Below are 25,934 nucleotides of genomic sequence, written 5' to 3'. Positions count from 1 at the left end.
GACAAAAAAACTTGAACTTGATCACGTTTATTGTTCATTTTTGAAAGTGTAATAAGTGAATGAAAATTAAAGCTTTGTGGAAAAAACCACCACGCTGTCGCGTCGCTGTGGTTTGTTTCTGATTGCAGTTCCTATCGAGGTTGGTCTGGGTGTCAATATGATTTCTTCACTTCTCTGGCACCAGTGTTAGCTTTCTAAAATAATCATTGTAATGATAACCATTATCAATTAGATCTGTAAGGCACATATGGTATTCAATGCTAAGATAACACACAAGATATAGGTTATGGACGTAATAAAGCGTGATGGACGGAAAGAAAAAGCCAGTTTAGATAAGGTTACTCGAAGAGCCGAAATGTTGGCTGATGGGTTAAAAGTCGAACCGATTGCGGTCGCACAACGCGTCGTGAGCGGTTTGTATGATGGTATTAAGGCGACGGAAATTGATGTATTTCTCGCTGAAACAGCAGCAAGCCTAGCAACAGAGCATCCAGATTACGCCAAACTTGCCGCCCGCGTTATGGTGAGCTCTCTGCAAAAAGAAACGAATGGATATGCAGCAGCAACAAGTGAGCTTTCTGAAATCGGTATTCTATCCGATGCTTACGTCAATTTCGTTGCCAGGAATCAGCTCGCACTCGAAGACATGATTGACTACAAACGCGATTATCAGTTTGATTACTTCGGCTACAAAACTCTCGAACGCTCTTACCTATTGAAAGTAAAAGGTGCAGTGGTTGAACGCCCGCAAGATATGTTCATGCGTGTCGCGGTCGTGGTCGCAGGTGACGATCTTGAGGAAATTAGAGAGCTATATGATTTGCTCAGCCTCGGTTACTACACCCATGCCACTCCAACTCTGTTTAATGCCGGGTGTAAAATGCAGCAGCTTTCTTCCTGTTTCTTACTGGCGATGCAAGAAGATTCGATAGATGGCATTTACGATACGCTCAAAGACTGCGCGCTGATTTCTAAATCGGCTGGTGGTATTGGGCTACACATTCACAATATCCGAGCGACGGGCGCGCCCATTATTGGCACCAACGGTGTATCGAATGGCATCATACCAATGCTGAAGGTGTTCAACGAAACTGCTCGCTATGTCGACCAAGGTGGCGGTAAGCGCAAGGGCTCGTTTGCGGTGTACTTGGAACCTTGGCATGCGGATATCGAATCCTTCCTCGATTTGCGCAAAAACCACGGTAAAGAAGAATTCCGCGCACGTGATCTGTTTCTTGCACTGTGGGTGCCTGATTTGTTTATGCAGCGTGTCGAAAATGACGCGGAATGGACTCTGTTTAGCCCACACAACACTAAAGATCTGTCCGAGCTGTACGGTTCTGAATTTAATAGAAAATACCAAGAATACGAGCGTATCGGGCTGGGCGTGAAAACGATCAAAGCGCGTCAATTGATGACGAAAATTATTGAGTCACAGACAGAGACAGGTACGCCGTACATGCTCTACAAAGACGCGTGTAATGAAAAATCGAACCAGAAAAACCTAGGCACCATTAAGTCGAGTAACTTGTGTGCGGAGATCATGGAAGTTTCGACGCCAGATGAAACTGCGGCATGTAACTTAGCATCTGTGGCATTGCCTAAATTTGTTACAGACACAGGTTTTGATTTTGAAAAGCTTCACCAAGTGACTAAAGTTGCGATCAAGAACCTGGATCGTGTTATCGACGTGAACTATCACCCAACCAACAAAATCGAGAAATCAAACCACGCACATCGTCCTGTTGGGTTGGGTATTCAAGGTTTGGCGGATGTGTTCTTCAAAATGCACCTTCCGTTTGATAGCAAAGAAGCACTGCACCTTAACCGCGATATCGCAGAAACTATGTACCATGCCTCCCTTGAAGCGTCTTGTGAGATCGCAAAGCAAAAAGGTACCTACTCCAGTTATGACGGTTCACCAATCAGCCAAGGTTTGTTCCAGTTTGATCTTTGGGGCAAACAACCCAGCAGCCGATGGGATTGGTCACAGCTCAAACTCAAAATCGCAGAGCATGGTGTTCGGAACTCACTATTGATTGCTCAAATGCCAACGGCCTCGACAGCGCAAATCTTAGGGAATAACGAGGCGTTTGAAGCGCAAACCAGCAACCTTTACAAGCGACAGACCTTATCGGGTGAGTTCATTATTCTTAACAAGCATTTGGTGAGAGATTTGGAAAAAAATGGTCTTTGGACGAGTAAAATTCGTGATGCCATTCTACTCAATAATGGGTCGGTACAAGGCATTGATGCTATTCCAGACGATTTGCAATCGGTATATCGCACAGTATGGGAAATCTCCCAAAAAGTGATCATTGATATGTCGGCAGAGCGTGCCCCGTTTGTATGCCAGTCGCAAAGCCTCAATTTATGGCTCGCATCACCGACTTTTGCCCAAATCAACGCAATGCATTTCTACGCGTGGAAACGTGGTCTGAAAACCGGGATGTATTACCTACGCTCTAAGCCATCAGCGAATGCCGTCAAAGTGACTGTCGGTCAGCAAAGCGAAGATGAAGACTGCCTCAACTGCGGCGCGTAAATTTATCTCATTGATCTAAAAGGTCACATCGGCCGAAACTAAGGAAAGGGTATGATTGTTAAAAACAAATTTAGTTTGTTCCCCATTCAATACGAAGAGATTTGGCAAGCGTACAAAACTCACGAAGCGGCATTCTGGACCACAGAAGAACTGGACTTTGCTCAAGATCTGCCCGATCTTGTCAAGTTAACTGAGGGCGAAAAACACTTTATTCGACATGTTTTGGCGTTCTTTGCTCAGAGTGAAGGGATGATCAATGAGAACTTGCTGACTCGATTCTACGGTGAAATCGAAATCGCAGAAGCACGCTGCTTCCTCGCCTTACAGGCATTCAATGAGGTCATTCATGCAGAGACTTACGCATTGCAACTCGAAACCTACATCCCTGACGTGGAAGAACGCGAGCGTCTGTTTAATGCGATCGAAAACGTCCCAACCGTTCAGCGTAAAGCTCAGTGGGTGATGAAGTGGATCTCTTCCGATAAACCATTGGCCATGCGTTTGATCGCCTTCGGGCTGGTTGAAGGCTTGTTCTTTGCTGGCAGCTTCTGCGCAATCTACTACTTCCGAAAGCGTGGTCTTTTGGCTGGTTTAGCGGCAAGTAATGACTTGATTGCTCGTGACGAAGGCTTGCACTTTAGTTTCTCTGCACTGTTGTTTAAAACACTAGGGCAGGGAAAGGTAACGCAACAGGAGTTTGAAGAGATCTGCCGTGAAGCGGTTTCGATTGAGAAAGAGTTTGTTACAGAAGCGCTCCCTGTGGACTTGATTGGCATGAACGCCGAGTTGATGTGTCAATACATTGAACATACTGCTGATGTTATCGCAGACTTGTTTGGTTTTAATCCTGCCTTTGGTTCTGAAAATCCATTTGACTACATGCGTTTGTTAGACATGGAAGGTAAAACCAACTTCTTCGAAAAACGTGTTACCGAGTACAAAAGACCTCAAGATCGTCAATTGAGTTTTGATGCGGATTTCTAATATTAAGAGAAGATCGATGAAAATAGAAATGTACAGCAAGGAGCGGTGCTCTCAGTGTGAAACCGCAGCGATATGGCTGCAAAATCAGGGTTTTAATGTGGCAACGCTTAAGTTGGATGTGGAATTTGACCGAGAAACGCTGTTTGAGTTATTCCCAATGGCAAGAAGCTACCCTCAATTCATGCTCGATGGCGAACCGATTGGTGATTTCAGTCGCTTGAAATCGGTGCTCGCTTTTGAGCCAAACGCTGTTTTCTAAATTGTGCCTCCAATCCCCTTTTATTGAGAAAAGGGGAATTTTATACCCACTTAATTTTTGTGGATGCTCAAGTTATCAGCAAAAACTTGTTAACCTTTTGAAAACTCACTCGACATAAGTGGTCGGAATTCGTACTGTTGTTTGGCTTCACTCCCCTAATACTTCTAATTCGATAATCTGTGGAAGCGTTGATCTGTGCTTGATACAGGTCGGTTGGTAAAGGAATTCAACATGCAACAATTTCATATCAGAAGGCTAAGAGAAGAAGACGTCCCTTTGTTGAAAACACTCTTGGTCGAACTTGACACCTATCATTATGAGGCAGAGCCTGACTTTTACCGCTCACCAGACGAAATGGCAAAGCTGAGAGAGAATCGTAATATCTTTGACAAATACTTCGATAACAGTATTACGGCATTTATTGCTTGCTCGCACCGACAGGTGGTGGGTTTTATCTCTGGCACCGTTCGAGAGGTCAACTCGATGCTTTCTCCACAAAGGCGCGTCGGCTATATCAACGACTTGGTGGTGTCTGAAAGCCACTGTAATCTGGGGATTGGCTTGTCTTTGATGGATAAAATCGAGAGTGATTTATGTGGTCGAGATGTTGAAGAGATTACGTTAACCGTGGCGGCATTTAACCAAGAAGGTGAAAATTTCTATCATGAGATGGGCTATCGCGTACTCACCAAAATGATGAATAAGCGAGTCAAAGACTCTGAGATATAAGCATAAAAACCTAGATAACAAAGAGGCGTTTTTTATCTAGGTTTTTCGCGGATACCTGAACGTCAGCCGTTTACTTCAGCGTCGCTGCGGTTTGTTTACCCATTGCAATGAGCTTGTCGAGAATACGCTCGCCGTCGGCACGAAGACCGTTATGTTCATACTCGTTGGTGATCCATGCTCTTGAATTTGGTATTGCTGCCAGTGTTTCGCGGCTAATGTCCATTTCGACAAACATGTCATCGGCATAGACAGCGCAGCTTATCGGTACCTTGTTGTTTGCCAGCTGATGCACATTGTATAGTGGCGCCCAATCGGACTTCTTAGCCAGTAGTTCTGCCGCCAGTTTCAGTGGTTTTAGGTTCAGGTATTGGTCGAACATCCAAGGGAAGACCATCTCTCCGGTGAAGTAGAATGGTTTACCTTGCTCGTAGTTAAAGGCATCGTGTTCCTGACGCACTCGGTGCGCGCTCCATTGAGAAGCAGACCCTTGGCAGTAAATCGATTCATGCAAAATCGCGTAAATTGGATTGGTTTGGAAGTTTTGCTGCGCCAGCATGTCGTTGAGGAATTCATAACGAAGGCGAGGTTTGCCATTCACCTCAATCAAAGCACTTTCCAGCCAATAGTAGGTTGGCAAGAAGGTATCACTGACACCAAAGTTAATGCCGATTTGTTGGAATTGTTCAACGGTAAAGCGCTGTCCATTCGGCAGAAATTCTTCGTTTTTCAATAGGTGGCTAGCAATGTTTTGGCACAACTTCTGTGCTTGTGGGAATTGCAGGAAGAAGGCTTGATTTTTCTCCATCGTGCGCTTAAAGGTCGCTTGATACACGTCATCGGCATGACGAGAAATCGAAGGTACGCCACCTGTGATGTAGCTTTGCAGCAAACTGCTGGGGAAGAGTGATAAGTATGTTAAACAGCAAAAGCCACCGAAGCTCTGGCCTAGAATTGCCCATTTCTCGACGCCAAACTGTTCACGGATAAGCTCTGCATCGCGAACAATGTTGTCTGCACGGAAGTGGCTTAAGTAGTCCGCTTGTTTCTCTGGTGTGAGATGCGCTAGTGTTTGGTGATTAATGACGCAACTGTTGCCCGTGCCGCGCTGGTCAAGCAGTAGTACGTGATACTCAGTCAGTGCTCGTTTTATCCAACCGCCATTGCCGTTTGGGCGAGGGGAGGGAAAGCCCGGCCCGCCCTGAAAATACACCAACCAAGGTTTGTGTGAGTCTTCATCGCCAACTAAACAAACGGAGCGAGCGAAGATATTGATCGTGCCTTTACTTTGATCTTGGTAATCCAGTGGAACGGTGAATGAGTGCGGCGTGTAATGCAGCCCTGCGTCGACAAATGATTGAGTGTTCATTGTTATGCTCTGTCCTTGATTATCATCGCTTTACGATATCGAATTCCTTATTAGAAACAACCCATTTTTTTAAGAACCCTATTTTTGAAGCCTTAGAAGCATGGAATGTTTCTCACAGCAGAAACTCATCGATCTTTCCGTGTTGGTATGCATGGAGTGAACTATGATCTGTTAGGGGAAGATGAGGAATCATGGTCTTAAGAACTATTTTAGCCTTAGGAACTATTTTAGTCTTAAGAGCTATTTTAGCCTTAGGAACTATTTTAGTCTTAAGAGCTATCATAGCCTTAATTACCATCACGATCTTGATCACCACCCCAATCCATTTTATGAAACGAGACATTTGGCGGTCACTGACCACGGAGGATGCTTGATGAACACGTTACGAACCCGATTCACATTTGTCTGTTTATTGCTTGCTAGCAGTTGTCTACCCGCGCTGGCGGTTGTGACGCCAAACCCTCCACAGTTGCAGGCGAAAGGCTACGTGCTGATGGACTTTCAGTCCGGCGCCATTATTGCAGAGCAAAATGCGCGTGCTGGATTAGCCCCCGCCAGTTTAACTAAGCTGATGACCGCTTACGTGGTGGGGCAGGAAATAAAATCTGGGCGACTGCAATGGGATGACAAAGTGACAGTGAGTGAAAATGCTTGGTCGGCGAAGTTTCCGGATTCTTCAAAAATGTTTATTCAGCCCAATGACGAAATAACGATCGCGAACCTAATGCGTGGTGTGATCATTCAATCTGGTAATGATGCTTGTGTGGCACTTGCTGAACATGTCGCCGGTAGTGAGGGCGCGTTTGTCTCGTTAATGAATGGTTGGGCGGATAAGCTCAGCCTGAACGATACCTACTTCGTTAACTCACATGGGCTGGACAGTGAGGGCATTCAAACTTCTCCCAATGATATGGCAACACTGATGCAAGCCATCATCAATGATGTGCCCGAAGTCTATGCACTTTACAGCGAGAAGGTGTTCAAGTGGAATAAGATCACTCAATACAACCGCAACAAATTACTGTGGGATAAGTCGATGGATGTCGATGGTGGTAAAACAGGTTATACCAGCAATGCGGGGTACAGTTTGGTGAGCTCTGCTAAACAAGGCAAGATGCGGTTGATTTCGGTCGTGATGGGGACGCCGAGCAAACAGTCGCGAATAACTCAGTCTAAGAACTTGCTCAGTTACGGTTTTCGTTTTTATGGCACCAAACAAGTGGCAAAACAGGGCGAAGTGCAGGCGAGTGCCAAAGTGTGGAAAGGTGACGTCAGTAAAATTGATTTAGGTTTTGCGCAAGATGCGTATCTTACCTTACCCCGCTCCCTAACCGCTGGCCTAGATAAAAGCGCAGTGGTGAACGAGCCGTTGATTGCACCAATCGCAAAAGGTGATGTGGTTGGAAAAGTTGTATGGAAGAATGATGGCCAAACGGTTGCGAGCTATCCCTTGGTGAGTTATCAAGCCGTTGAAGAGGGCTCTTGGATTGGTCAGTTATGGGACAGTTTAGTGTTATGGGTGAAGTCGCTGTTTGATTAGTCTTGGATGTATTTTCAAATTTATTTTGAAAAAGTTAGTTACTGAGGTTGATTTTTCTTTTGGCTAGAAAGGAGTAGCTTGTAGGAATACAGAAACATACTCAGAGATAGGATTTATGATACATCTAGTCGCAGAAATTAAAGCTTTTCCTGACCATATTGAACAGGTGAGACAGTTACTGACAGAACTGCTGGCACCCACACGTGAAGAAGAGGGGTGCTGTCAATATGAGCTGTATTTGGATGAGAAGATTGAAGGCTTGTTTATGTTCCAAGAAATTTGGGCATCACAACAAACCTTAGACAAACATTTGCAAAGCCATCATATTACACAATGCTTTTCTGAATTAGAAAAGAACGACTTGCTTGAGTATACTCACATTCGGCCGATGGCGTTCGTTGGCTAATGTTCTGAACAGAATGTTGTCAGTACCGCCTTCCTTTGCTGGCAACATTTTTCTTGGATAAAATCTCGGAAAGTACGAATCGTTGGTGTGAGTAATCGGCGGTCAGCGCACACCATGTAAAGTGGTACTGGACCACAACCCCATTCTGGTAACACGCGTACCAATCTTCCTTCGAGCAGATCTTGGCTGATATCCATCAGTGACTTATTGGCGATACCTTTGCCTTTCAGTGCTAAGCGATGGGATAACTCACTGTCGTTACTAATAAGTTGACCACTTACGACGACCTGTTCTGTTTTGCCTTCACGCGTCAGTGTCCATTTGTTGTATATCGAATCCGCCACCATGTAACACAAGCAGTTATGCTGGTTGAGATCATCCGGCTTTGTCAGTTCTGGGTTATCAGCGACGTATTCTGGGGAGGCACATAAGATGCGCTCGTTCGCACTACACAGCGCCAGTGTGACAAGATTCGAATCGGCAGGTTCACCATAACGAATGGCGATATCAACAGGTTTGGTGTACATATCCGTCAAGCTGTCAGACAGTTCTAACTTGATAGAGACGTTGGGGTAAATATCAATAAACTCATCAAGCCAATTAAGCAGCATATTGCGACCAAAGTCAGATGGTGCTGTGATGTGTAATGGACCCGATAGCTCGCCACGAGCGCTAGATATCTGATCTAAACCCTCTTGTAATGTTGCTAATGCTTGGATGGTTTTATCTAAGAATAATGCGCCCTCGGAGGTTAAACGAAGGCTGCGAGTTGAGCGAACAAAAAGTGGGAAGCCAATTTGCCCTTCAAGACGCTTGATCGATGCGCTGATGGCTGCTGGGGTCATGTCCATGCTGTTGGCGGCTTTTGAAAAACTGCCTTGGCGTGCGGTTTCGACAAAGATATTCAGATCATTGAGGGCTTTCATAATGAACAGGCTTTTTAATGCATTTGAACTACTATAGGGGAGATACCTTGGGCAATTCAAGGTGAAAACATTAGATTGCACAGCGAGTTTGAGTTAGATTGACGCGCAACTTTACTTGATCGGATCAATAGCATGAACCAACAGCAGCCTAACAACCCTCTTCATGGGTTGAGTTTAGAGAAAATCCTGACCCGTTTAGTCGAGCATTTTGGATGGAGAGGGATGCACGAACGTGTGCGAGTGAACTGTTTTGAGAAAGATCCTTCGATTAAATCGTCACTGAAGTTTCTTCGCAGAACGCAATGGGCAAGAGATAAAGTTGAAGCGTTGTACATCGAGACGTTCTGTTAACCGGTTTGCTCAACGTTCAAAAGAGATTCCCGATAGCGATGGAATCTCGAATCTTATCTCTCGTCTCTTTGTTACCCCAAATGATGCGTGCTGCTCACCGTTCCTTCCAACTGTAAAATCGACTGACGAACGTCGTTTGGAATCGCAGTTTTCACATTGTTCTTGAAATCAAACATGACACCAGTGGCCGTTGCGATGGTCACTATCTTCCCCCACTTTTTGCTCACAGCTTGATACTCCATTGTCATGCGATCTTCTTGCAACTCGATCACGCGTGAACCAATCAACAGTGTATCTGGAAAGGTAACGGGGAGTTTATAACGGCACTGGGTCTCACTCAAAACTGGACCGATGTGAGATGTTTGTAAATCAACCAACAGATTAATTTTGTTGAAGTAGTCCAAACGTGCGGTCTCGAAGTAACGAAAATACACCGCATTATTAATGTGTTGCAGCGCATCCATCTCCCCCCAAGCAACCTTGATCTCAGTAATCACCGGGAATTCTTTTAATAACGTATCCATTGTTTATGTTCCTTTTTCATTGAGGTGGCTGCAATTGGCTAAGAGGCTTGTCACTTTGACTGGTTATTTTAGATGGAATCCATTAATTTGTAACGGGAATGTATGTAAAATGTGAAATCGAATGACTGATCGCTTTTGTAAACCAAAAGCTTTACATAGTCGTTTTTGCAGCGTAGGTTAAAGTATGTATCACCAAAAGGAGATGGCCAATGACAGAACTGAAAGGTTTCAATCTCGCCAGAGTTGAACAACGTATTGACTGGACAGGTGAGCTGTTCAGTCTGAGGGTTTCCGGTGCACCTCTCTCCTTCAAAGCCGGACAATTTACCAAACTCGCCTTGTTCGACGAACAGGGCAATTCAATCACCCGAGCTTACTCGATAGTCAATGCACCTAGTGAGCAGTTTAAATGGCTTGAGTTCTTAATCGTCGCTAACTCAGAAGGCCAATTGACACCGAGGCTACAGCAGCTCCAAGTGGGCGATATTATCTACGTAGGAGAAAGTGCTCACGGCGATCTAATCCACGATATCATTCCAAAACAGGCCAATGATCTTTGGCTACTTTCTACAGGTACAGGAGTTGGCCCTTTTCTCTCATTGCTGGACGACATTAACATGCTGCCGCACTGTGATCATATTGTGTTGGTGCACGGTGTTCGCCATGAAAGAGACCTGGTTTACCAATACCTGATTGATCAACTTCAACAGCGATACGAGGGTCGGTTGCGTTATGTACCGATAGTCAGCCGAGATAAGATTGCTGGTAAGTTACAAGGTCGTATTCCGGAGTTGATTGCTTCTGGTGAGTTGGTCAGTCGTGCTGATTTGTCTTTTTCTAAAGAAAAAAGCTTCGTGATGATGTGTGGTAATCCTGAGATGATCAAAGACACGTCTTTGGTATTGCAAGAGCTGGGCTTAGAAAAGTATCGAGTTCGTACCGGCGGTAACATCATTTACGAGAGATATTGGTAGGTGCTAGAGGTGCTAAGTCGATAAATAAACCACACTGAGTGTGGTCTATTTAAACTGGCTATATCAGCGCACTCATTGCTGGCTGATGTAGTTTTTAAAGCGCGCTTGTGTTTCAGCGTCTGCTTTTTGGTACCAGAAATGCAGCATCTCTTCAGCTGTTGAGTCTGCTTTCATCATTGCAGGCTTTGTTTGCTTCATGCTTGCTGGAAGAGTGACGGGCTGAACTGCTGTTGCAGCCATGCTGACTACCGCCGCGCCGCCTGTCTTGTTGTAAGCTTCCACTTCGCGCACGTAATCACGACCGATTTGCATACCAGGCTTGATGAGCTTGTCTTGATCGACGGGAATTGCCTTGCCAGACGCATCCACCAACTTCCAATCGAGATCTTTGATTTTGTCTTCTGCTTGGCGAAGATCGCGGTATTCTGGAACGTTTAGGGTGAGTTCCGCATCTGCTGCGCCGAAACGAGCAACGATAACGTCACTTTCCACGCTCAGGCGATCATTGCCTTGGCTAAAGTATGGCGAGTAACGGAACACAACTTGGTTTACGCCATCGGGTAGAGTCAGTGATCGTTCAGAAGCAAAGAAGCCGCCGGATAGTTTCACTTTTTCACCATTAGCCGCCAAAATAGAAACGTCATCAGGAACGGTTACTGTCACGTCCGCAAACGCCATGCCACTCGTTGCTAGAGCAAGCGCGCAAGTTAAAGGCTTGATCAATTTCATTGTTTTTACCCTAAACACTGTATTAATAGTCATTGAGAGTGCATCGTTCATTATCTGATTGCAACTCTCGAATGTAAGAAGATTGAAAATTTAACAAGAACGTCATTGGAATCGGAGACCGAACAATAAAACTGTGAGCTTAGTTGCGTAAACCGCTGCAAAAGCAGCGGTTTTCAATTTTTTGGTTTGTTGGTGAGGATTAAATTCCGGCATTGTGGCAAGGTTTGGTTTGCACTTCTTGACTCTCGTCCCGTAACTCCTCGCCTTGTAACCCTTTTTCTTGCTGTTGTGCCTTTTCAATGTTTATCCACCAAACGAATAGCTCGTACCAGATCGCAAGAATAACCGCACCTAAGAACAGTCCGACGATGCCATAGAACAACATACCACCGATTGCACCAAGTAAAATGACTGGCATTGGTACACTAACACCACGGCCCATTAACATCGGTTTGAACAAGTTTTCAGACAGTGCTGCGACCACAACCCAGACAGTAAACATGGTTGCTGTACTTGTGTCTTTAGTCATGTACATGTAGCCAATGACTGGAAGCACGGCAAGCAATGCTGGGAGCTGGGCAATACACAGAATCATCAGTACCAGAGTCAGTAGTCCTGCCGCAGGCACACCAAAGATGAAGAAGCCAGCACCAATTAATAGCGCTTGTATCGCAGCGACACCAACGACACCAAGTAATACACTCTTAATGGTTGCAGCAATCAATGTTGTCCAGCTCTTAGCGTTATCGCCAGCAGTGCGAACCGCAATGGTGCTTAGGCCTGATGCTAGAGACTCTGAATAAGTCATAAAGCCTGCAGCAATCGCAAGTGAGAGGATAGAAAGTAGTAAACTACCCAGAGCACCACCAACCATACCAAGTAGAGAGGTGAGACCTGACTTGATTTGTGGCATGAAGGTTTGAATTGCTTTTTCTAAGTTAGTTGAAAACAGCGTCCATACTTCGTAAAGCTTGTCACCAACAACAGGCCATTCAGCCACAGAAGGTTTTGGTCCTGGAATTTTGATGTCCCCGTTTTGCAGAACTTCTAGTGCATGGGTTGCACCATCAACAATAGACCCCGAAACCATGACAAGCGGGGTTACTAAAAGTGCGATGCCCAGAATGGCAATCGTTGTTGCGGCTAGACCACGTTTGCCTCCGTACACTTTCTCTAACTTTTTACAGATTGGCATCAATGCAACGGCGATGATGGCACCCCAAATCACAGGAAGAATGAAAGGTTTGATGATGTCGTACGTAAACATTAGCAAGATTATCACCAAGCCGATTCGTATAGCGGATTCCACCATATTACTGATGAAAACCTTACTCTCATTTTTTTCCGATTGTTTATCCATTTTTGTTTACCTGATGTTCAATGTTGGAACTGACGAGACTTGAAACAACAATCGCCATATAAAACACACCTACGATGGCCTCTAAGTACACAATGACTTGTGCTAATGGTGTTAGAGGGCTGATGTCGCCGTAACCGAGTGTGGTTAAGGTGACGAAACTAAAATACGCTGCATTTGAGAAGTTCTGACCCCAAGAGATGGCCTCCATTCCTGTGAATGCATGTGGAGAGAATTCAAGAAGAATGAGATAAGCTATCGCCCACATCAGACCCAGCAGCAAAAAGAGGGCAACAGAGCCAATCACTTTGTTGGTGTTGACATGCCCGGTAAAGAGAATTTGTCTTGCGATTGATTTGAAGGTGCCAAAGAAGAACGCGAAGGTAAGCGCAAGCATCGCGACATCCATTTCTCTAATACCCAATGCGGTCTTGATAACGATCACCAATACCCAGGTAACAAGTAACGTGTAGAGAAAGCGCGACCAGTTTTTGTCAAATCTAAGGCTCGCCATGCAGACAATGAAGGTGACAATAGTGAAACCCTGCAGTAGGTGCTCCACAGCACCCTCTTCAACGACTTGCACAAACGCACCACCGATCAATAATCCGATGAGCGCTAAGGTGAGATAGAAGAAGTTATTTTCTTCATTGATGTTTTTGAGTTTTTTCCCAATAGTCATGGTTCTATTTTTTAACTCCTATTTTTGTTCTTGTGATGAGTCTTTCATCACCATGATCGAAGCGGAAAGGCCAAATCGCAGGTCAACACCCTCTGGTAAGTCATGCAATGACACTCGAACAGGAATGCGTTGTGCTAATCGAATCCATTGGAAAACAGGGTTTACGTTAGGCAGAAGGTTATAGCCGACCGTACCGTCTTTAGGAGCAATCCCCCAACCAATTGAGTCAACCGTCGCATAAATGGGGGTGTCTGGATGAGACATTAAAGTCACGCGAGCATCACTTCCAGGAGTGATGTGTGCCAATTGACTTTCACGGAAGAAACCAAAAACCCAGAAGCTGTTTTTGTCGATAAGTGCCACCAAGGGCTGATTTGCTACAGCTTGAGTACCGTTACGGATGTCAAGGTTTGAAACGAATCCATCGACCGAGGCATAAACTTTGGTGTAGCTTAGATTTAGGCGTGCAGACTTAAGCTGTTCCTTCGCTGATTTAATTTGCAGTAGTGACTCTTGGTAAGTGATCTCACGGCGAATGAGATCTTTGTGAGAAACCGCGCCCCGGTCCTTAGCTCGAATATCTTTCAAACGATCATATTCAATCTTTTTGCCGCGAGAGCTTACGATGGCTTTTTCTAGTGCAACTTCAGCTTGTGAGAGGGCAATGTTGTAAGTGGTCGGATCGATCTCAAATAACAGGTCGCCTTGCTTCACCTCTTGGTTGTCCGCGATTGCGACATTGACGATAGGTCCTGAGACGCGAGGGGCGACTTTGATTACGTTTGCACGTACTTGGCCATCGCGGGTCCACGGGTTGTTAAAATACTCTTCAAACTTCTGATAGCCCAGCCACGCCGCGCCACCAAGAATGACAAGATTGAGTGCAATAACGAATAGTTTTTTCATCTTGTTGGGCACCTAAAACTGTAGATAAAAACTGTCGATAACCACCACGTAAAGTACCATGATGGCAATGAATGTTAGAGACGGAAATACGATGAAACGAGACAAGCGCGTCTTGTTCATAATGATGACCGTTATCCATGTCGCTGTGATTGCTATAAACAGAACCAGCAGAAACGGTGAAAAGTAAACATCACCCCAAGATAGCTCGTGTGGCATTACTGCAACTCCTTATCTTGCTGGACATCGTCTCCTAGGCTTTGAGTTGAAGGTTTGCTAAGGCGAAGTGGTGGCAGTACACGTTGTTCTTCATCCAATAAACCATCCCAATCGCTGCGGTCTTGCATCTGTTTAGCGGTGGCTTCGGATAGGAAAGGTTTGCCTGTTTGTGCTTCCCAGCCGCCTCCGAGTGATTTGTAGAGTGCGACAACTTGGTTCGCGACGTTGCCTTTGATGGTGGCGTAGCTGTCTTCGGCGCGGGTCATTTTCTCCACTGAGTTCAGTAGACGCTCAAATGAAATCTGACCGTTTTCGTATTGTGTCATAGAGATATTGAATGCACGAATCGAGGAATTTACCGATTGTAGGCGCAATGACTTCTGTTCGAGATACAAGTTGTAAGCTTCCAGTGCGCTGGTCACTTCATTGACCGCTTGCAGTACCTTCTTGTTGTAATTGGTGAGAGTTTCTTGGAAACGCGCGTCTTCAAACCGAATGTTGTTTTTCACTCGTCCGTATTGGAAGATGTTCCAACTGAACGCTGGACCAGCCACCATAGTCAGTGAATCACTGAAACTGAAGCTGCTTCCTTCGGGGACTGTGCTGTCGATACCGATAGATCCAAACAGTGAAAAACTTGGATAAAGTGCAGTTTCGGCGATGCCAATTTTGGCGCTTTGTGCGCGAGCCTGCATTTCTGATACTTGAAGATCCGGGCGGCGCATCACTAAGTTTGCATCGATTTTTTTATCGAGTTGAGGTGGACGAGGTACGATAGAGCGTTCATCACCGCCAGATAAAGCGGGTTTCCTGCCGGACGATTTAAAGTGGCTTTCATAATTCGCCATACGTTGAGCGAAGCCCTCGGATTGCAATAGCCTCTCCATCTCTTCCGGTAACGTACCTAAGAGCAATGCCAATGCTGTACGCGATTGCTTCATCGCGATTTCAAGAGAGGGTAGCGTTGCTTTGGTATTGAAGAGTTGGTTTTTCGCTTGCTGTACGTCGAGTTCGGTTACGTTACCGGAGTCAAATTGTACTTGGGTGATGTTCACCACACGCTGTTGGATCTCGATGTTTCGGCGAGAGAGCAAAATACGTTCTTGGAAAGTTCGGTAATTGATGTAGTTACGCGCTACCTCGGCTGCAATGGTCACCATGATGTCATGGTAAGACGCAATCGACGCATAATATCCAGCTTCCGCAGATTCAATGTTACGTGCGTATTTGCCCCAAATGTCCATTTCCCAGCCTGCATCAAACGACAGTGCGGCGTTATTTACACCCTGGTCATTGACGTAAGCTCTGGCGACGTTACCTGAGACGGTTTGAGCTTGCGGGTACTGCAATCCTGTTGAAATACCCAAGAGCGAACGTGCTTGAACAATACGTAAACCAGCCGCCTCAAGGTCGAGGTTTTGTTGGCTTGCCATCTTAACCAGTTGGTTTAGCGTGGGATCGTTAAATTGCTGCCACCACTGCTGTAATTTTTGATCGGATTGCTGCGTATCTTGCGCCGAGTTTTCTACCGACCAATTGCTTGGCAAGGTGGATTGCTTTGGATGGATGTAATCTGGACCCAAAGTCGTGCACGCACTCAATCCGAGTACAGAGAGTGTAGCGAGGCTTGATTTAGTTAGTTTTAGAAGCATCATATCCTCACCTTTAAAACCGTTTCTGTCGTAAGTTCACCCAATCGATATCCTCGTAGGTTTGCTTGCATTGATTGATTGCTTCAAACACGTTTCTTCTTAAATTCAGTAAGATATAAAAACCAGCTATTTCAGAATCCGCGTAGTTAGATAAATCTAACTGACCAAAGAAGCCTTCCAGTTGATTTTCAAAAGATTGATAATCCCGGCTGAGTTGTCCGAACACGGCGTCGAGTGTCTCGCTCGCCTCATGGCTGGCTAAAGCACTCGCCATTTGAGGTAATATTTTATCGGTATGTGTGCTTTGTAACTGCTTGATAAGGGGGTTACTTAACAGCTTTTGCTCGGCCGCAATCAAAATATTGACGTGATTGCTCAAAGTGTCACAAGACTGGCTGAAGGCGCGAACCGCTTCGGGGGGTGTTTTATCGAACAGTTTGTGGTTGATCTTTGAACCCCAGACGGTGAGCTTTTTAGAGGAAACATTCAGTGTCGCCAAATGTAGTGAGCGTCTCAGCTTATTAAATCCTGATTCTGACTCATGACAGCTCGAAAATAGGTCGCCAATGTGCCTAAAGTAGCGCTCTTTCAGTGTTAGGAATAAGTGCTCTGGACGAGAGCTGAATGGGAAATAATGTGCAAAAATGATCATGAAAACCACCATATAAAACAAGGTCATGATCGTCATCAGAATACCAAAGTGATAGGTCATGTTGTTAGCGAGGCCAAGGACAAACAAGCCAACCATATAGAACATAGTTACAGGCCCATTAAACAAGTAAAAGCCGATAAAGGTATAGATGAAAATGAACAAGCCCAGTTCACCACCGAATTCCAGCCCTGGCAGGATGAACATGTACGAAGGCAGCGCAAACAGAAAGCCAAACGTAAACAAGAACAGCAACATCAATGGATGAACCGGGACAAACGACAGTAGTGACATAAACAGGGTTGAGAATGTGACAAACGAGTAGCCACCAGGTGGATTAAAGTAAATCCAGATTAAACCGGCCACCCAATAGGTGGTGAAGGTTTTCACTGCAGTTTTGAAGTTTTCAGCATCCCACCATAGGAAATGACTTTTCTGCTTCGGCAGTTCTTGTTTGAACGATAAATGATTGGATACAGAGTCAATACAGCTAATGCACTCTGTGAGTCGAGATAAGCTCTTGTGCATCAATTTGAGCAAGTGACCCAGTGTTAGTGCGGAGCCTTTAACAAGATGCGATGCGTCTGACAATGCTTTATGATTGTAATCAACCTTAAATTCTTGGGCGCGGTAAGCAGGGCCTTCGTTGTCCCACATTTCTTGGCAAGATTTGAACAGCGCTTGAATTTCCTCAACGGCTTGGTCGAAGTTGTTGATGCAGCTTCGGTCTTGCTGGTGGCTAAAGTGGCTGTGTGCTGCCACGCTGAGCTCTTGAGTTATTTGTTTGTTGAAATGAACAGCGAGTTGCCATTCTTTTATATACGCTGAGACGTCACTGCACTCAGCACTGACGGTTATGAACCGTTGATCCAACGCATTTTGTGCGGCAAATACTTTGGTCAGCAAGTCTTCGATAATAGATTTTGGTGTTTTGTCTTGTTCACCATCTTTCGCGTCAGAAGCGGCAACGACACCCTGTTGTCGAGCGTGTTTTTCTTCGAAGTTGTTTAAAATCGCGATAAACAGCGCTTGTTGCGCTTGATTTAACTGCTCAATGAGCTGACGTAGGTTTTGTTCTGTTTTTGAAGGCCACAAAAAAGTGCCGACTAAGGTGTATAACAACACGCCAAAGGTGGTCATGTAGGCACGATCAACGCCATACATGAAGGCGCCCTCTGCATCACCACCGTTCGACATCATCAATGTCATCACACCAGTTAGCGCCAATAGCGTTGGGTCTTTTTGATAGGCATTACGGAAATAGAAAATAAAAGACACAACCACAGAGACACTGAGCATGTACATGATGCGGTCTTGAGCAAACATACCCACTAGCAATAAACCAATCACAGCACCAACCAGAGTACCAAGCACTCGCAAAGTACCTTTTGCCAACGATTCACGTCGGCTGCCCGTCGAAGCGATCAGCATGACGGTAGTCGCAGCCGTAGACGCTTGCGGCCAGCCCATTGCAAACGGGATCAGGTAAGCTAAAGTCATGCTAAGCGCGACTTTTATGGCGAATTTGCTTTTGTCGTTCATAATGTCAGGTTAGCTCGGGCGTATGGTTGTGTGCTGATGAATTCATTCAGTCAATAATCAAGATTTCGTTCTGAATAAATCGTGGAGGCGGAATATAGCGATTGAAAAGGAATAGTTTGTGAATATTTTGTCAAAATCAAATTAAGCTAAAGGGCTAAAATTGCTGTTTAGTCCTCGTCACATATGGCGTGAGGTAGAAATGAGCAAAAAGCCTTTTACTAGCAATCTCATTTTTGAGACGTGAATTTAGGGATTATCGAACTCAAATTAGTGCCCGAGTTCATTAAACTACGACACCTAGAGCTGAATTAGGTGTTGCGGTTATTAGAAAATAGAGATCTAAATTGAATTATTGGTTGGCGTGAGTAGCAGTGAAAGTTCACCCGCTAATCTCTTTCTCTTTTCTTTTAACCTATGAGTATTTTCTTTGTCGGGGTTGGCTAGTTGATTGTCAATGATCAATATTTTTGTATTGATTTGCTGGATACGTTGCTGACGTTGGTAGATCTGGCTGCCTAATCGGTAATTGTCGAGAAATAACTTGTTGCAGCATACGCCATAATATTCTTTGCCCTTACTTCCGACGGTATAACCATTTTCCGGAGAGCAGTAAAGGCCGATGCCTTTATCGAAGCCTTCATTCCACAGCGCCCGATTGAGTGCCTCCTCAGCTTCGTTACAATCTTGGGTATAGCCATCTATAATGCTAGGCGCGCTGCCGTTTAAGCCATTTTCGTAGCCGATCTTGTACCAATCCGCAATTTTACATTCTTCGTGAAACATGCTGGCGCAGCCAGAGCACATAGTGATTAACATTAGGGGGATGAGTTTTCTTTGCATTTGCTATTGTGCCCTTTCAATCTCTGTCACGTTTGTAAACTAAGTCATTGCTGTTAAACCAAACGTCTTTGTCTTCCTTGGATATATCTAAAAACCTAAATAAAATAACAATATTGTTGCATATAAAAAGTTAAAGGATTTATTAAAGATAAAAGATTAACAATCAGAAAGGGGCAAAATAAACAAAAATTATATCAAACAGGTAAGACCAGTTTGCCTGTGAGAACCTAATTCACAAAAAATGACAAGAGCTATAGATAGGGTGAATGCTTTTTTGATTGACACATTTACCATGGCGCGTTTTGATTAAATTTATAATATTAGAAAATAATCCGATCTTATATGTGGGTTTTATAAGTGTTATATTCGCTTATGTTCAGGATTAATTTAGGATTAATTCAGGATTATAAGCAATAAAAATCAAACAACATTAATTTTATTGGATTGAGTTATGAGTGCTAAGCTAAAAATCATTCTTTCTATTATGGGATTGACCGTCATGCTCATCATGACGACAAGTTTCTTTAGTTGGAAGAATTTCGAAAATTCGTCAACCGTAAGTTATAAAAAACAGTTGGGTTACAAGTCTCAACTTATTGCAGACACGATTGAACAGAAAATCAATCGCTACTTCGATGTTCTTGAGCTGGTGAGTAATGAGCTGCCATTCAAGGAGAATGGTGAGGTTGACGCGTCGAGTGCTATCAAAATACTCCAACATGCGTTAAAGGTAACAAACTCTATCAACGTTTACTTCGCTGTAGAAGATGGGACCTCTTACTCAGCAACAACCAATGGCATGATTAAGAACTTCAATGCCAAAACCAAGCAACGCGAATGGTTTTTGGAAGGCATGAGTGGTAAGGACAAGACCATTACTCGTCCTTACACATCAACAACAGGCGGTCAGGTAATGTCGTTGGCAAAGCCTATCTATAAACATGGTAAAATTGTTGGTGTTGTTTCGCTTAATGTCTCGGTTGAGGAGCTCAGCAAGTTTACTAAGCAGCTAACTAAGAACAACAAGATATTTGTTGCCCGTGAAGATGGTTTTATTTTAGGAGCACAGAACTCATCTCTGATCGGAAAAAATATTTTTAACGAAATTCCCGCTTTTAGAAATAGCGATACTTCTAAAGAAGAAAGTTTTGAATATGTTTATCAAAATACTGAATTCTTAGCGTCAGGTGCGAAGATCAGTGACCTTGGCTGGAGTGTATGGGCATGGGACAAAGAATCCAATGTAAACCAAGACTCAAATGATAACCTCACTGAAACTTTGATTACCTCTTTCATACTATTGCTTATTTGCGCAGGCTGCGTGTACTACGTTGTCGAAGTTTTGGTTTATCGCCCAATTGGTGGAGAGCCAAGCGAGATAGAAGCAACCGTAGCAAAAGTGGCCTCTGGTGACTTTACCGCGATTAAGCAAAAACAGGGTAACGTAGTTGGTATCAATGCGGCAGTGACCGATATGGTCACAGAGCTAAGTGCTACGATAGAGACAATCCGCAACTCATCAAATGAATTGTTTACGTTTGCTGAAGGTATTACCAACACGGCAGATAGTGTGAGTGCAAGTTCTTCCTCGCAAATGGAGCAGCTCGAACAAACATCAACAGCGATGAATGAAATGTCCGTTGCGGTTGATGAAGTGGCGCAAAATGCCCACCGAGCTTCAGAAGCCGCTATGCAAGCTGCTCAGGAGACGCAATCAGGTAATCAAACTTTCGACACTGTTAATCATAGTATTGTGAACCTTTCTCAAGGTATTCAGGAAGTCTCTGATGTCATCAATACTGTTGGTGAGAAAACCTCGAGCATTGGTACCGTGCTAGATGTAATCAAAGATATCGCAGACCAAACCAACCTGTTGGCACTTAATGCTGCAATCGAAGCTGCGCGTGCTGGTGAACAAGGTCGAGGCTTTGCGGTGGTGGCTGATGAAGTTCGTAACCTTGCTAATCGTACTCAACAGAGTACCAACGAGATTCAAGATGTTATTACTTCACTTCAACAAGAAGCCAACAGTTCTATGGAGATGATGCAGACCAACCGTGAGGCTTCTGACATCACAATGGAAAATGCGAAAAGAGCGCAGGCCTCTCTCAATGAAATATCGAATTCAATTACCATTATTGAAGACATGAACACGCAGATAGCAACGGCGACTGAAGAGCAAACCCTTGTCGCGGGCGAAATCAATCAGAGTATCGTTGATGTCAATGATAAGGCTCGAGAAACACACAGCTTGTCATCTTCGAACCAAGAGAAGGCTGCGGAACTTATCGCACTTTCCGAAAAATTAACAAAAGCAGTTAGTACGTTTAAGCTTAACAGTTAACTACAATACTAGCGTTTGGAGGGGGCTACCCCCTCCAAACATTGCCCTCTCAGTATATTATTTCTTAAACATATCCTCTTTAACACTCTCTAAACTATTTCCGTTATTACGAGATTAGTTCAATAACCTATTGGTTTGACTCCATTTGATCGTGTAACCCTCTAAAGTTAAACACCTCATCTCTTCTTTTTATCTTGATAATCACTTTGCTTATCAGCTTAATTCTCAAAATGAGAATAATATAAAAACCAAGATAAGCTCATGTTTTCCAAAGGAGTAAAGTCGGCACCATATTTGCGTCATCTCTTCACTAGAGCGATTCAATTGACTGGGGAGACAACATGAAGGCAGGGAAACTTATTGCGATGGTGAACTGTTGTGTATCGATGTCCGCATACGCGCTCACTACCAGCGATTTATCATTCGAGTCAGGTAGTGATAGCTCAAATTATACCATAAAGGGCAAACCATTAGAGGCAACGTCTATTGCGAGCACTTTGCCTCAAGACACCCTGTCAAATGTATATTCAATGCTTCCTGAGGCCACCTATGTCAACAGTGCATTCATAGCGCCGGAACGCTATTCGAATATAGATATCGATGACGAGCTCGATGGTGCTGAGTACGCAACTGCATCGGTAACTTTTCTCAATGAAGGGGCGGGATATCGGAATACACTTGGATATTTTGTCTATGACACCAACAACCCACCCGCAACGAAAGATGATATAGCCGCTCATGTGGTGATTTTCCCGAATGCATCCAAAGCCCCTGATGGTGATATGGAAGAGGGGGATAGTATTGATTTGGATATTCAGTTAACAGCAGGCCAAACTCTCGGGTTCTTCTTGATCCCGAATGGTTGGTATGTGAGTACTTACAACACGATTCCTCACCTTGGTCCTTGGAATACACCTTTCTACAGCCTATCGAGTCTAAACCCAGAAACGACTGCGGACTACCGTAGGCACAATGTCGCGTTTCTAGACACTGAGAATGAGTTCTTGGTGCTGGGTTTTGAGGATATACAACGTCCTAGCGGTGACAATGATTTCAATGATTTGATTTTTACAGTAGAGGTGACGCCATTTATCGCTGTTGATGGTGTAAATCCAGATGGCACCACAGACTCGAAATACGAAGTACTGGTTCAAGAAAATGACCCAGACGTAACGGTGACATCGGTATACCCAAGCTCTGACACCTACGCCACCATGGCGTTTGAAGATCGCTGGCCGCTGATGGGTGACTATGACTTTAATGATGTGGTGTGGCGTTATCGGGTGACTGAGTTGCTGAACGGTCAACGTGAATTGAAAACGATCACCGTTGACTATACGCTTCAGGCAATGGGGGCAGGGTTCTCGAATGGCTTCGCAGTCAAGCTCCCCAATGTTGATCCAGCCAACATTGCGTCTGTCACGCTGACTCGAAACGATGTTGCGGTGGATCATACGGTGCTTCAGACTGGTAGTGAAACAATATTAATGGTCTCCGATAATTTACGGGACGATTTGAACGATGTCGGTGTTCTTTCTCAGACCTGTACTTTTTACCGAACGCAGACAAGCTGTTTGGCGCAACAAAACACAGGTGTTTTAAGGTTTCAATTGGTGGTTGAAATGACCACGCCCGTGTCTCGAGACAGTATCGGATACCCACCATATGACTCTTTTATTTTCGCGGCTGACGATACTTATCATGGGGATTTTACCGCAACGCCCCCGGGGATGGCTTGGCAAACACATTTCAAGCAATTTGGTGGTACGAGTACAATGAACAGTAGCTTTTTCAGAATGCATGACGATGATACTGGGGGGACGGAATACTTCCTGACGAGTAACAATATGCCCTGGGCGTTAAACATTCGTGACGAATGGGATCATCCTGTTGAACAGACCGATATTAGTCATGCTTACACGAGCTTTTCTACGTGGGTGAGCAATAACGGTGATACTGATACGGATTGGTATAACGTGCCAGTAAACGGCAAAGTTATCTCTGCAACAGAGTAACAAGGAGCATGGTATGAATATTTTCTTAAGATCGCTGACCGTCATTTTTGCCATACCACTCGTCGTTGCCTGTGGAGGAGGGGAAGGCAGTGGATCTCCTTCTCCTGCCCCAGAGGCATCGGTCGCGCCAATTCAAACAACAAAAGACATCGTCGCGCAAAGAGACTTTTCTTTTGACGTCGGTGAAACAATTACGCTGTCTATGGACTATCAAGGTTCCTCCGATGGCGCACTGCATTTATACACTAGAGCTGCATTTACTACTGAGAACGGCGTTGAGATTGGTGATCCCTTGTCGCGAATCACAACGGTATACCCAACCCGAACTAATCAGATCGAATTGAAGGTGAATAGCAATTGGACCAAGCTTTACGCGCAATGGGTGCCGATGAGCGCAAATGAGCGTGAGCAAAACTTGGTGATTTCGTTGGATCAATCTAACCACAATTACCACCTCGATTTTTAACCCAATTTTTTCGACTATTTAAAGCATGGGTTAATACCATGCTTTTTTTTTGGTAAAAATTCTTCGTAACATTTGCGTGATCTATATCACCTAATGAGCGAATCAGATAGAATGGTGGCCACTTTCAATATGCCCTTATCTTGACGTATCTCGAGAGTGAATTAAGAGCTTGTTATTAAAAAACTTCCTTCGAGGACGCCTTTATCATTAGTACAAACAATATCACCATGCAATTTGGTGCCGAGCCACTGTTCGAAAATATCTCTGCTAAATTTGGCAACGGTAACCGTTATGGTCTGATTGGCGCGAACGGCTGTGGCAAGTCGACATTTATGAAAATCCTGAGTGGCGCACTTACACCAAGCTCGGGTAACGTCTCATTGACACCGGGATTAAAACTGGGCGTATTGAGCCAAGACCAGTTTGCTTTCGAGCAATACAGCGTGATTGATGCCGTGATCATGGGCGACCGCAAATTGTGGGAAGTGAAGCGCGAACGCGACCGTATCTACTCTCTACCAGAAATGAGCGAAGAAGACGGCATGAAAGTCGCTGAACTTGAGAGTGAGTTTGCTGAAATGGACGGCTATACAGCGGAAAGCCGTGCTGGTGATATTTTACTGCAAGCGGGTATTGAAGAAGCGTTTCATTTTGGTTTAATGCAACAAGTTGCGCCGGGCTGGAAACTGCGTGTGCTTTTGGCCCAAGCGCTGTTTGCTAACCCAGATATTTTGTTGCTAGACGAGCCAACCAACAACTTGGATATTCACACCATTAACTGGCTGGCGGAAGAATTAAATCAACGTAAGTGTACGATGATCATTATCTCGCACGATCGTCACTTCCTAAATTCCGTCTGTACCCACATGGCAGACATTGATTATGGCGAACTGCGTATTTACCCAGGTAACTATGAGTACTTCCAGGAAGCATCTGGTCTTCGTCGTGAGCAGTTACTGGCTTCTAACGCAAAGAAAACCGCTGAAATCAACGAACTTCAAGATTTCGTAAACCGTTTTGGTGCGAATGCATCGAAGGCGAAACAAGCGAGCTCTCGTGCCAAAAAGATGGACAAAATTAAACTAGACGAAGTGAAAGCAAGCAGCCGTGTTAGCCCATCGATTGATTTTGGTGAAGGTAAGAAGCTGCATCGTTTAGCGTTAGAACTGCAAGATCTTGGCCACGCTTTTGATGATGAATTATTGTTTACTAAAGGTAACTTACTTTTAGAGGCGGGGACTCGCCTTGCAATCATCGGTGAAAATGGTGTGGGCAAAACCACCTTGCTGCGTTGCCTCGTTAATGAACTAGAGCAAACTCAGGGTGTGGTTAAGTGGTCTGAAAATGCGTCTATTGGTTATTGCCCACAAGATAGCAGTGCAGACTTTGATAATGATTTGACCATCTTTGAGTGGATCTCGCAGTGGCGGACAGTGAAGCATAATGACCTAATGGTGCGTGGCATTCTAGGTCGATTGCTATTTACTGCTGACGACGCCAACAAAAAAGCGAAAAACTGCTCGGGTGGTGAGAAGAACCGCCTTATGTTTGGCAAGCTAATGATGCAAGACATCAACGTACTGATAATGGACGAGCCAACTAACCACATGGATATGGAAGCGATTGAAGCGTTAAATAGTGCATTAAAAGATTACACTGGTACCTTGATTTTTGTCAGTCATGACCGTGAGTTTGTCTCATCACTTGCGACTTCAATTATTGATGTAAAAGACCAACAGTTGGTGAGTTTCCAAGGTACATTTGAAGAGTACATGGCACACCAGCAAAAAGTATTGAGTGCAGCGTAACAAATGTAGCTAAAGCATTCGGTCGCGAACCAGCAAAGAAGACATACCCGTTACACAAAACAGTGATGGCGTATTCGCTAGGACGAATTAATATACAAAGATAATGTGGCGAGCACAAAGTCAG

Annotated in this window: 23 protein-coding genes; 12 read left to right on the top strand and 11 right to left on the bottom strand. The window is 44.6% G+C overall.

The window, feature by feature from the left end; translation table 11 throughout:
* Positions 1 to 286: 286 nt before the first annotated feature.
* The 4 genes from AND4_RS06165 to AND4_RS06150 all read left to right on the top strand — a co-directional run bounded on the left by AND4_RS06165 (position 287) and on the right by AND4_RS06150 (position 4,517).
* Positions 287 to 2,545 carry a ribonucleoside-diphosphate reductase subunit alpha gene (locus tag AND4_RS06165; RefSeq protein ID WP_009842069.1) on the top strand — a complete coding sequence of 753 codons (2,259 nt, stop codon included), beginning with the start codon at positions 287 to 289 and terminating at the stop codon, positions 2,543 to 2,545.
* Between the two features lie 51 nt (positions 2,546 to 2,596).
* Positions 2,597 to 3,529 carry a ribonucleotide-diphosphate reductase subunit beta gene (locus tag AND4_RS06160; RefSeq protein ID WP_009842068.1) on the top strand — a complete coding sequence of 311 codons (933 nt, stop codon included), beginning with the start codon at positions 2,597 to 2,599 and terminating at the stop codon, positions 3,527 to 3,529.
* 16 nt (positions 3,530 to 3,545) lie between these two features.
* Positions 3,546 to 3,788 (top strand): glutaredoxin, encoded by a 243-nt coding sequence (locus tag AND4_RS06155; RefSeq protein ID WP_009842067.1) that lies wholly within the window; start codon positions 3,546 to 3,548, stop codon positions 3,786 to 3,788.
* Positions 3,789 to 4,019: 231 nt separating this feature from the next.
* Positions 4,020 to 4,517 carry a GNAT family N-acetyltransferase gene (locus tag AND4_RS06150; protein ID WP_009842066.1) on the top strand — a complete coding sequence of 166 codons (498 nt, stop codon included), beginning with the start codon at positions 4,020 to 4,022 and terminating at the stop codon, positions 4,515 to 4,517.
* 70 nt (positions 4,518 to 4,587) lie between these two features.
* Here the strand turns inward: AND4_RS06150 and AND4_RS06145 are convergent, their stop codons facing one another.
* Complete coding sequence (locus tag AND4_RS06145) at positions 4,588 to 5,883, bottom strand: alpha/beta fold hydrolase (RefSeq protein WP_009842065.1); 1,296 nt, start codon at positions 5,881 to 5,883, stop codon at positions 4,588 to 4,590.
* Between the two features lie 373 nt (positions 5,884 to 6,256).
* On the opposite strand from AND4_RS06145, the gene AND4_RS06135 reads away from it, so the two are divergent.
* A complete protein-coding gene (locus AND4_RS06135) occupies positions 6,257 to 7,423 on the top strand; it encodes a D-alanyl-D-alanine carboxypeptidase family protein (RefSeq protein ID WP_009842063.1) in 1,167 nt (388 codons plus the stop codon).
* A 115-nt stretch (positions 7,424 to 7,538) separates the two neighbouring features.
* Positions 7,539 to 7,829, top strand: coding sequence for a putative quinol monooxygenase (locus tag AND4_RS06130; RefSeq protein WP_009842062.1), 291 nt, complete (start codon positions 7,539 to 7,541; stop codon positions 7,827 to 7,829).
* On the opposite strand, the gene AND4_RS06125 is transcribed toward AND4_RS06130, so the two are convergent.
* Positions 7,826 to 8,755 (bottom strand): LysR family transcriptional regulator, encoded by a 930-nt coding sequence (locus tag AND4_RS06125; RefSeq protein WP_009842061.1) that lies wholly within the window; start codon positions 8,753 to 8,755, stop codon positions 7,826 to 7,828. The genes AND4_RS06130 and AND4_RS06125 overlap by 4 nt on opposite strands.
* Before the next feature lie 132 nt (positions 8,756 to 8,887).
* Here AND4_RS06125 and AND4_RS06120 point away from each other — a divergent pair, with 132 nt between their 5' ends.
* The gene (locus tag AND4_RS06120; protein WP_009842060.1) at positions 8,888 to 9,106 is read left to right on the top strand and encodes a VF530 family protein; all 219 of its coding nucleotides are present in this window, start codon (positions 8,888 to 8,890) and stop codon (positions 9,104 to 9,106) included.
* Positions 9,107 to 9,177: 71 nt separating this feature from the next.
* Here AND4_RS06120 and AND4_RS06115 read toward each other — a convergent pair whose 3' ends face one another.
* Positions 9,178 to 9,630, bottom strand: coding sequence for a thioesterase family protein (locus AND4_RS06115; protein WP_009842059.1), 453 nt, complete (start codon positions 9,628 to 9,630; stop codon positions 9,178 to 9,180).
* A 209-nt stretch (positions 9,631 to 9,839) separates the two neighbouring features.
* Between AND4_RS06115 and AND4_RS06110 the strand changes: the two genes are divergently transcribed.
* A complete protein-coding gene (locus tag AND4_RS06110) occupies positions 9,840 to 10,604 on the top strand; it encodes a ferredoxin--NADP reductase (protein WP_009842058.1) in 765 nt (254 codons plus the stop codon).
* A gap of 72 nt (positions 10,605 to 10,676) precedes the next feature.
* Here AND4_RS06110 and AND4_RS06105 read toward each other — a convergent pair whose 3' ends face one another.
* The 8 genes from AND4_RS06105 to AND4_RS06070 all read right to left on the bottom strand — a co-directional run bounded on the left by AND4_RS06105 (position 10,677) and on the right by AND4_RS06070 (position 19,177).
* Positions 10,677 to 11,333, bottom strand: coding sequence for a DUF2057 domain-containing protein (locus AND4_RS06105; RefSeq protein WP_009842057.1), 657 nt, complete (start codon positions 11,331 to 11,333; stop codon positions 10,677 to 10,679).
* Positions 11,334 to 11,532: 199 nt separating this feature from the next.
* The gene (locus AND4_RS06100; protein WP_009842056.1) at positions 11,533 to 12,693 is read right to left on the bottom strand and encodes an AI-2E family transporter; all 1,161 of its coding nucleotides are present in this window, start codon (positions 12,691 to 12,693) and stop codon (positions 11,533 to 11,535) included.
* Positions 12,686 to 13,372 carry a potassium channel family protein gene (locus tag AND4_RS06095; RefSeq protein WP_009842055.1) on the bottom strand — a complete coding sequence of 229 codons (687 nt, stop codon included), beginning with the start codon at positions 13,370 to 13,372 and terminating at the stop codon, positions 12,686 to 12,688. The genes AND4_RS06100 and AND4_RS06095 overlap by 8 nt, the downstream gene beginning before the upstream one ends.
* An 18-nt stretch (positions 13,373 to 13,390) precedes the next feature.
* Positions 13,391 to 14,278: an HlyD family secretion protein gene (locus tag AND4_RS06090; protein WP_009842054.1), complete on the bottom strand. Its 888-nt coding sequence runs from the start codon at positions 14,276 to 14,278 to the stop codon at positions 13,391 to 13,393.
* 12 nt (positions 14,279 to 14,290) lie between these two features.
* Positions 14,291 to 14,494 (bottom strand): DUF1656 domain-containing protein, encoded by a 204-nt coding sequence (locus tag AND4_RS06085; RefSeq protein ID WP_009842053.1) that lies wholly within the window; start codon positions 14,492 to 14,494, stop codon positions 14,291 to 14,293.
* Positions 14,494 to 16,149, bottom strand: a complete 1,656-nt coding sequence (locus tag AND4_RS06080) for a TolC family protein (protein WP_043991500.1) — start codon at positions 16,147 to 16,149, stop codon at positions 14,494 to 14,496. Before AND4_RS06080 ends, AND4_RS06085 begins: the two co-directional genes overlap by 1 nt.
* Before the next feature lie 10 nt (positions 16,150 to 16,159).
* On the bottom strand, positions 16,160 to 18,337 hold the full coding sequence (locus AND4_RS06075) for an FUSC family protein (protein ID WP_009842051.1): 2,178 nt from the start codon (positions 18,335 to 18,337) through the stop codon (positions 16,160 to 16,162).
* Between the two features lie 339 nt (positions 18,338 to 18,676).
* Positions 18,677 to 19,177, bottom strand: a complete 501-nt coding sequence (locus AND4_RS06070) for a DUF2799 domain-containing protein (RefSeq protein ID WP_043991499.1) — start codon at positions 19,175 to 19,177, stop codon at positions 18,677 to 18,679.
* Between the two features lie 451 nt (positions 19,178 to 19,628).
* Between AND4_RS06070 and AND4_RS06065 the strand changes: the two genes are divergently transcribed.
* From AND4_RS06065 to AND4_RS06050, 4 genes are all read left to right on the top strand, one after another.
* Complete coding sequence (locus tag AND4_RS06065) at positions 19,629 to 21,521, top strand: methyl-accepting chemotaxis protein (RefSeq protein ID WP_009842049.1); 1,893 nt, start codon at positions 19,629 to 19,631, stop codon at positions 21,519 to 21,521.
* A 341-nt stretch (positions 21,522 to 21,862) separates the two neighbouring features.
* Positions 21,863 to 23,536: an LruC domain-containing protein gene (locus AND4_RS06060; RefSeq protein WP_009842048.1), complete on the top strand. Its 1,674-nt coding sequence runs from the start codon at positions 21,863 to 21,865 to the stop codon at positions 23,534 to 23,536.
* A gap of 13 nt (positions 23,537 to 23,549) precedes the next feature.
* Positions 23,550 to 24,002, top strand: coding sequence for a hypothetical protein (locus tag AND4_RS06055; RefSeq protein ID WP_009842047.1), 453 nt, complete (start codon positions 23,550 to 23,552; stop codon positions 24,000 to 24,002).
* Positions 24,003 to 24,205: 203 nt separating this feature from the next.
* Complete coding sequence (locus AND4_RS06050; protein ID WP_083796269.1) at positions 24,206 to 25,810, top strand: ABC-F family ATPase; 1,605 nt, start codon at positions 24,206 to 24,208, stop codon at positions 25,808 to 25,810.
* Positions 25,811 to 25,934 lie beyond the last annotated feature (124 nt).

Source organism: Vibrio sp. AND4 (assembly GCF_000171815.1).
GTDB lineage: Bacteria > Pseudomonadota > Gammaproteobacteria > Enterobacterales > Vibrionaceae > Vibrio.
The sequence above is the reverse complement of the archived record's forward strand: the minus strand, read 5'-3'. Positions and strand labels throughout refer to the sequence as shown.

Coding starts and splice junctions, on each gene's coding strand:
- AND4_RS06160 (WP_009842068.1), top strand. CDS start 2,597: ATGATTGTTAAAAACAAATTTAGTTTGTTCCCCATTCAATACGAAGAG.
- AND4_RS06095 (WP_009842055.1), bottom strand. CDS start 13,372: ATGACTATTGGGAAAAAACTCAAAAACATCAATGAAGAAAATAACTTC.
- AND4_RS06125 (WP_009842061.1), bottom strand. CDS start 8,755: ATGAAAGCCCTCAATGATCTGAATATCTTTGTCGAAACCGCACGCCAA.
- AND4_RS06145 (WP_009842065.1), bottom strand. CDS start 5,883: ATGAACACTCAATCATTTGTCGACGCAGGGCTGCATTACACGCCGCAC.
- AND4_RS06070 (WP_043991499.1), bottom strand. CDS start 19,177: ATGCAAAGAAAACTCATCCCCCTAATGTTAATCACTATGTGCTCTGGC.
- AND4_RS06075 (WP_009842051.1), bottom strand. CDS start 18,337: ATGAACGACAAAAGCAAATTCGCCATAAAAGTCGCGCTTAGCATGACT.
- AND4_RS06135 (WP_009842063.1), top strand. CDS start 6,257: ATGAACACGTTACGAACCCGATTCACATTTGTCTGTTTATTGCTTGCT.
- AND4_RS06150 (WP_009842066.1), top strand. CDS start 4,020: ATGCAACAATTTCATATCAGAAGGCTAAGAGAAGAAGACGTCCCTTTG.
- AND4_RS06130 (WP_009842062.1), top strand. CDS start 7,539: ATGATACATCTAGTCGCAGAAATTAAAGCTTTTCCTGACCATATTGAA.
- AND4_RS06100 (WP_009842056.1), bottom strand. CDS start 12,693: ATGGATAAACAATCGGAAAAAAATGAGAGTAAGGTTTTCATCAGTAAT.
- AND4_RS06165 (WP_009842069.1), top strand. CDS start 287: ATGGACGTAATAAAGCGTGATGGACGGAAAGAAAAAGCCAGTTTAGAT.
- AND4_RS06155 (WP_009842067.1), top strand. CDS start 3,546: ATGAAAATAGAAATGTACAGCAAGGAGCGGTGCTCTCAGTGTGAAACC.
- AND4_RS06105 (WP_009842057.1), bottom strand. CDS start 11,333: ATGAAATTGATCAAGCCTTTAACTTGCGCGCTTGCTCTAGCAACGAGT.
- AND4_RS06110 (WP_009842058.1), top strand. CDS start 9,840: ATGACAGAACTGAAAGGTTTCAATCTCGCCAGAGTTGAACAACGTATT.
- AND4_RS06080 (WP_043991500.1), bottom strand. CDS start 16,149: ATGATGCTTCTAAAACTAACTAAATCAAGCCTCGCTACACTCTCTGTA.
- AND4_RS06090 (WP_009842054.1), bottom strand. CDS start 14,278: ATGAAAAAACTATTCGTTATTGCACTCAATCTTGTCATTCTTGGTGGC.
- AND4_RS06085 (WP_009842053.1), bottom strand. CDS start 14,494: ATGCCACACGAGCTATCTTGGGGTGATGTTTACTTTTCACCGTTTCTG.
- AND4_RS06115 (WP_009842059.1), bottom strand. CDS start 9,630: ATGGATACGTTATTAAAAGAATTCCCGGTGATTACTGAGATCAAGGTT.
- AND4_RS06120 (WP_009842060.1), top strand. CDS start 8,888: ATGAACCAACAGCAGCCTAACAACCCTCTTCATGGGTTGAGTTTAGAG.
- AND4_RS06065 (WP_009842049.1), top strand. CDS start 19,629: ATGAGTGCTAAGCTAAAAATCATTCTTTCTATTATGGGATTGACCGTC.
- AND4_RS06060 (WP_009842048.1), top strand. CDS start 21,863: ATGAAGGCAGGGAAACTTATTGCGATGGTGAACTGTTGTGTATCGATG.
- AND4_RS06055 (WP_009842047.1), top strand. CDS start 23,550: ATGAATATTTTCTTAAGATCGCTGACCGTCATTTTTGCCATACCACTC.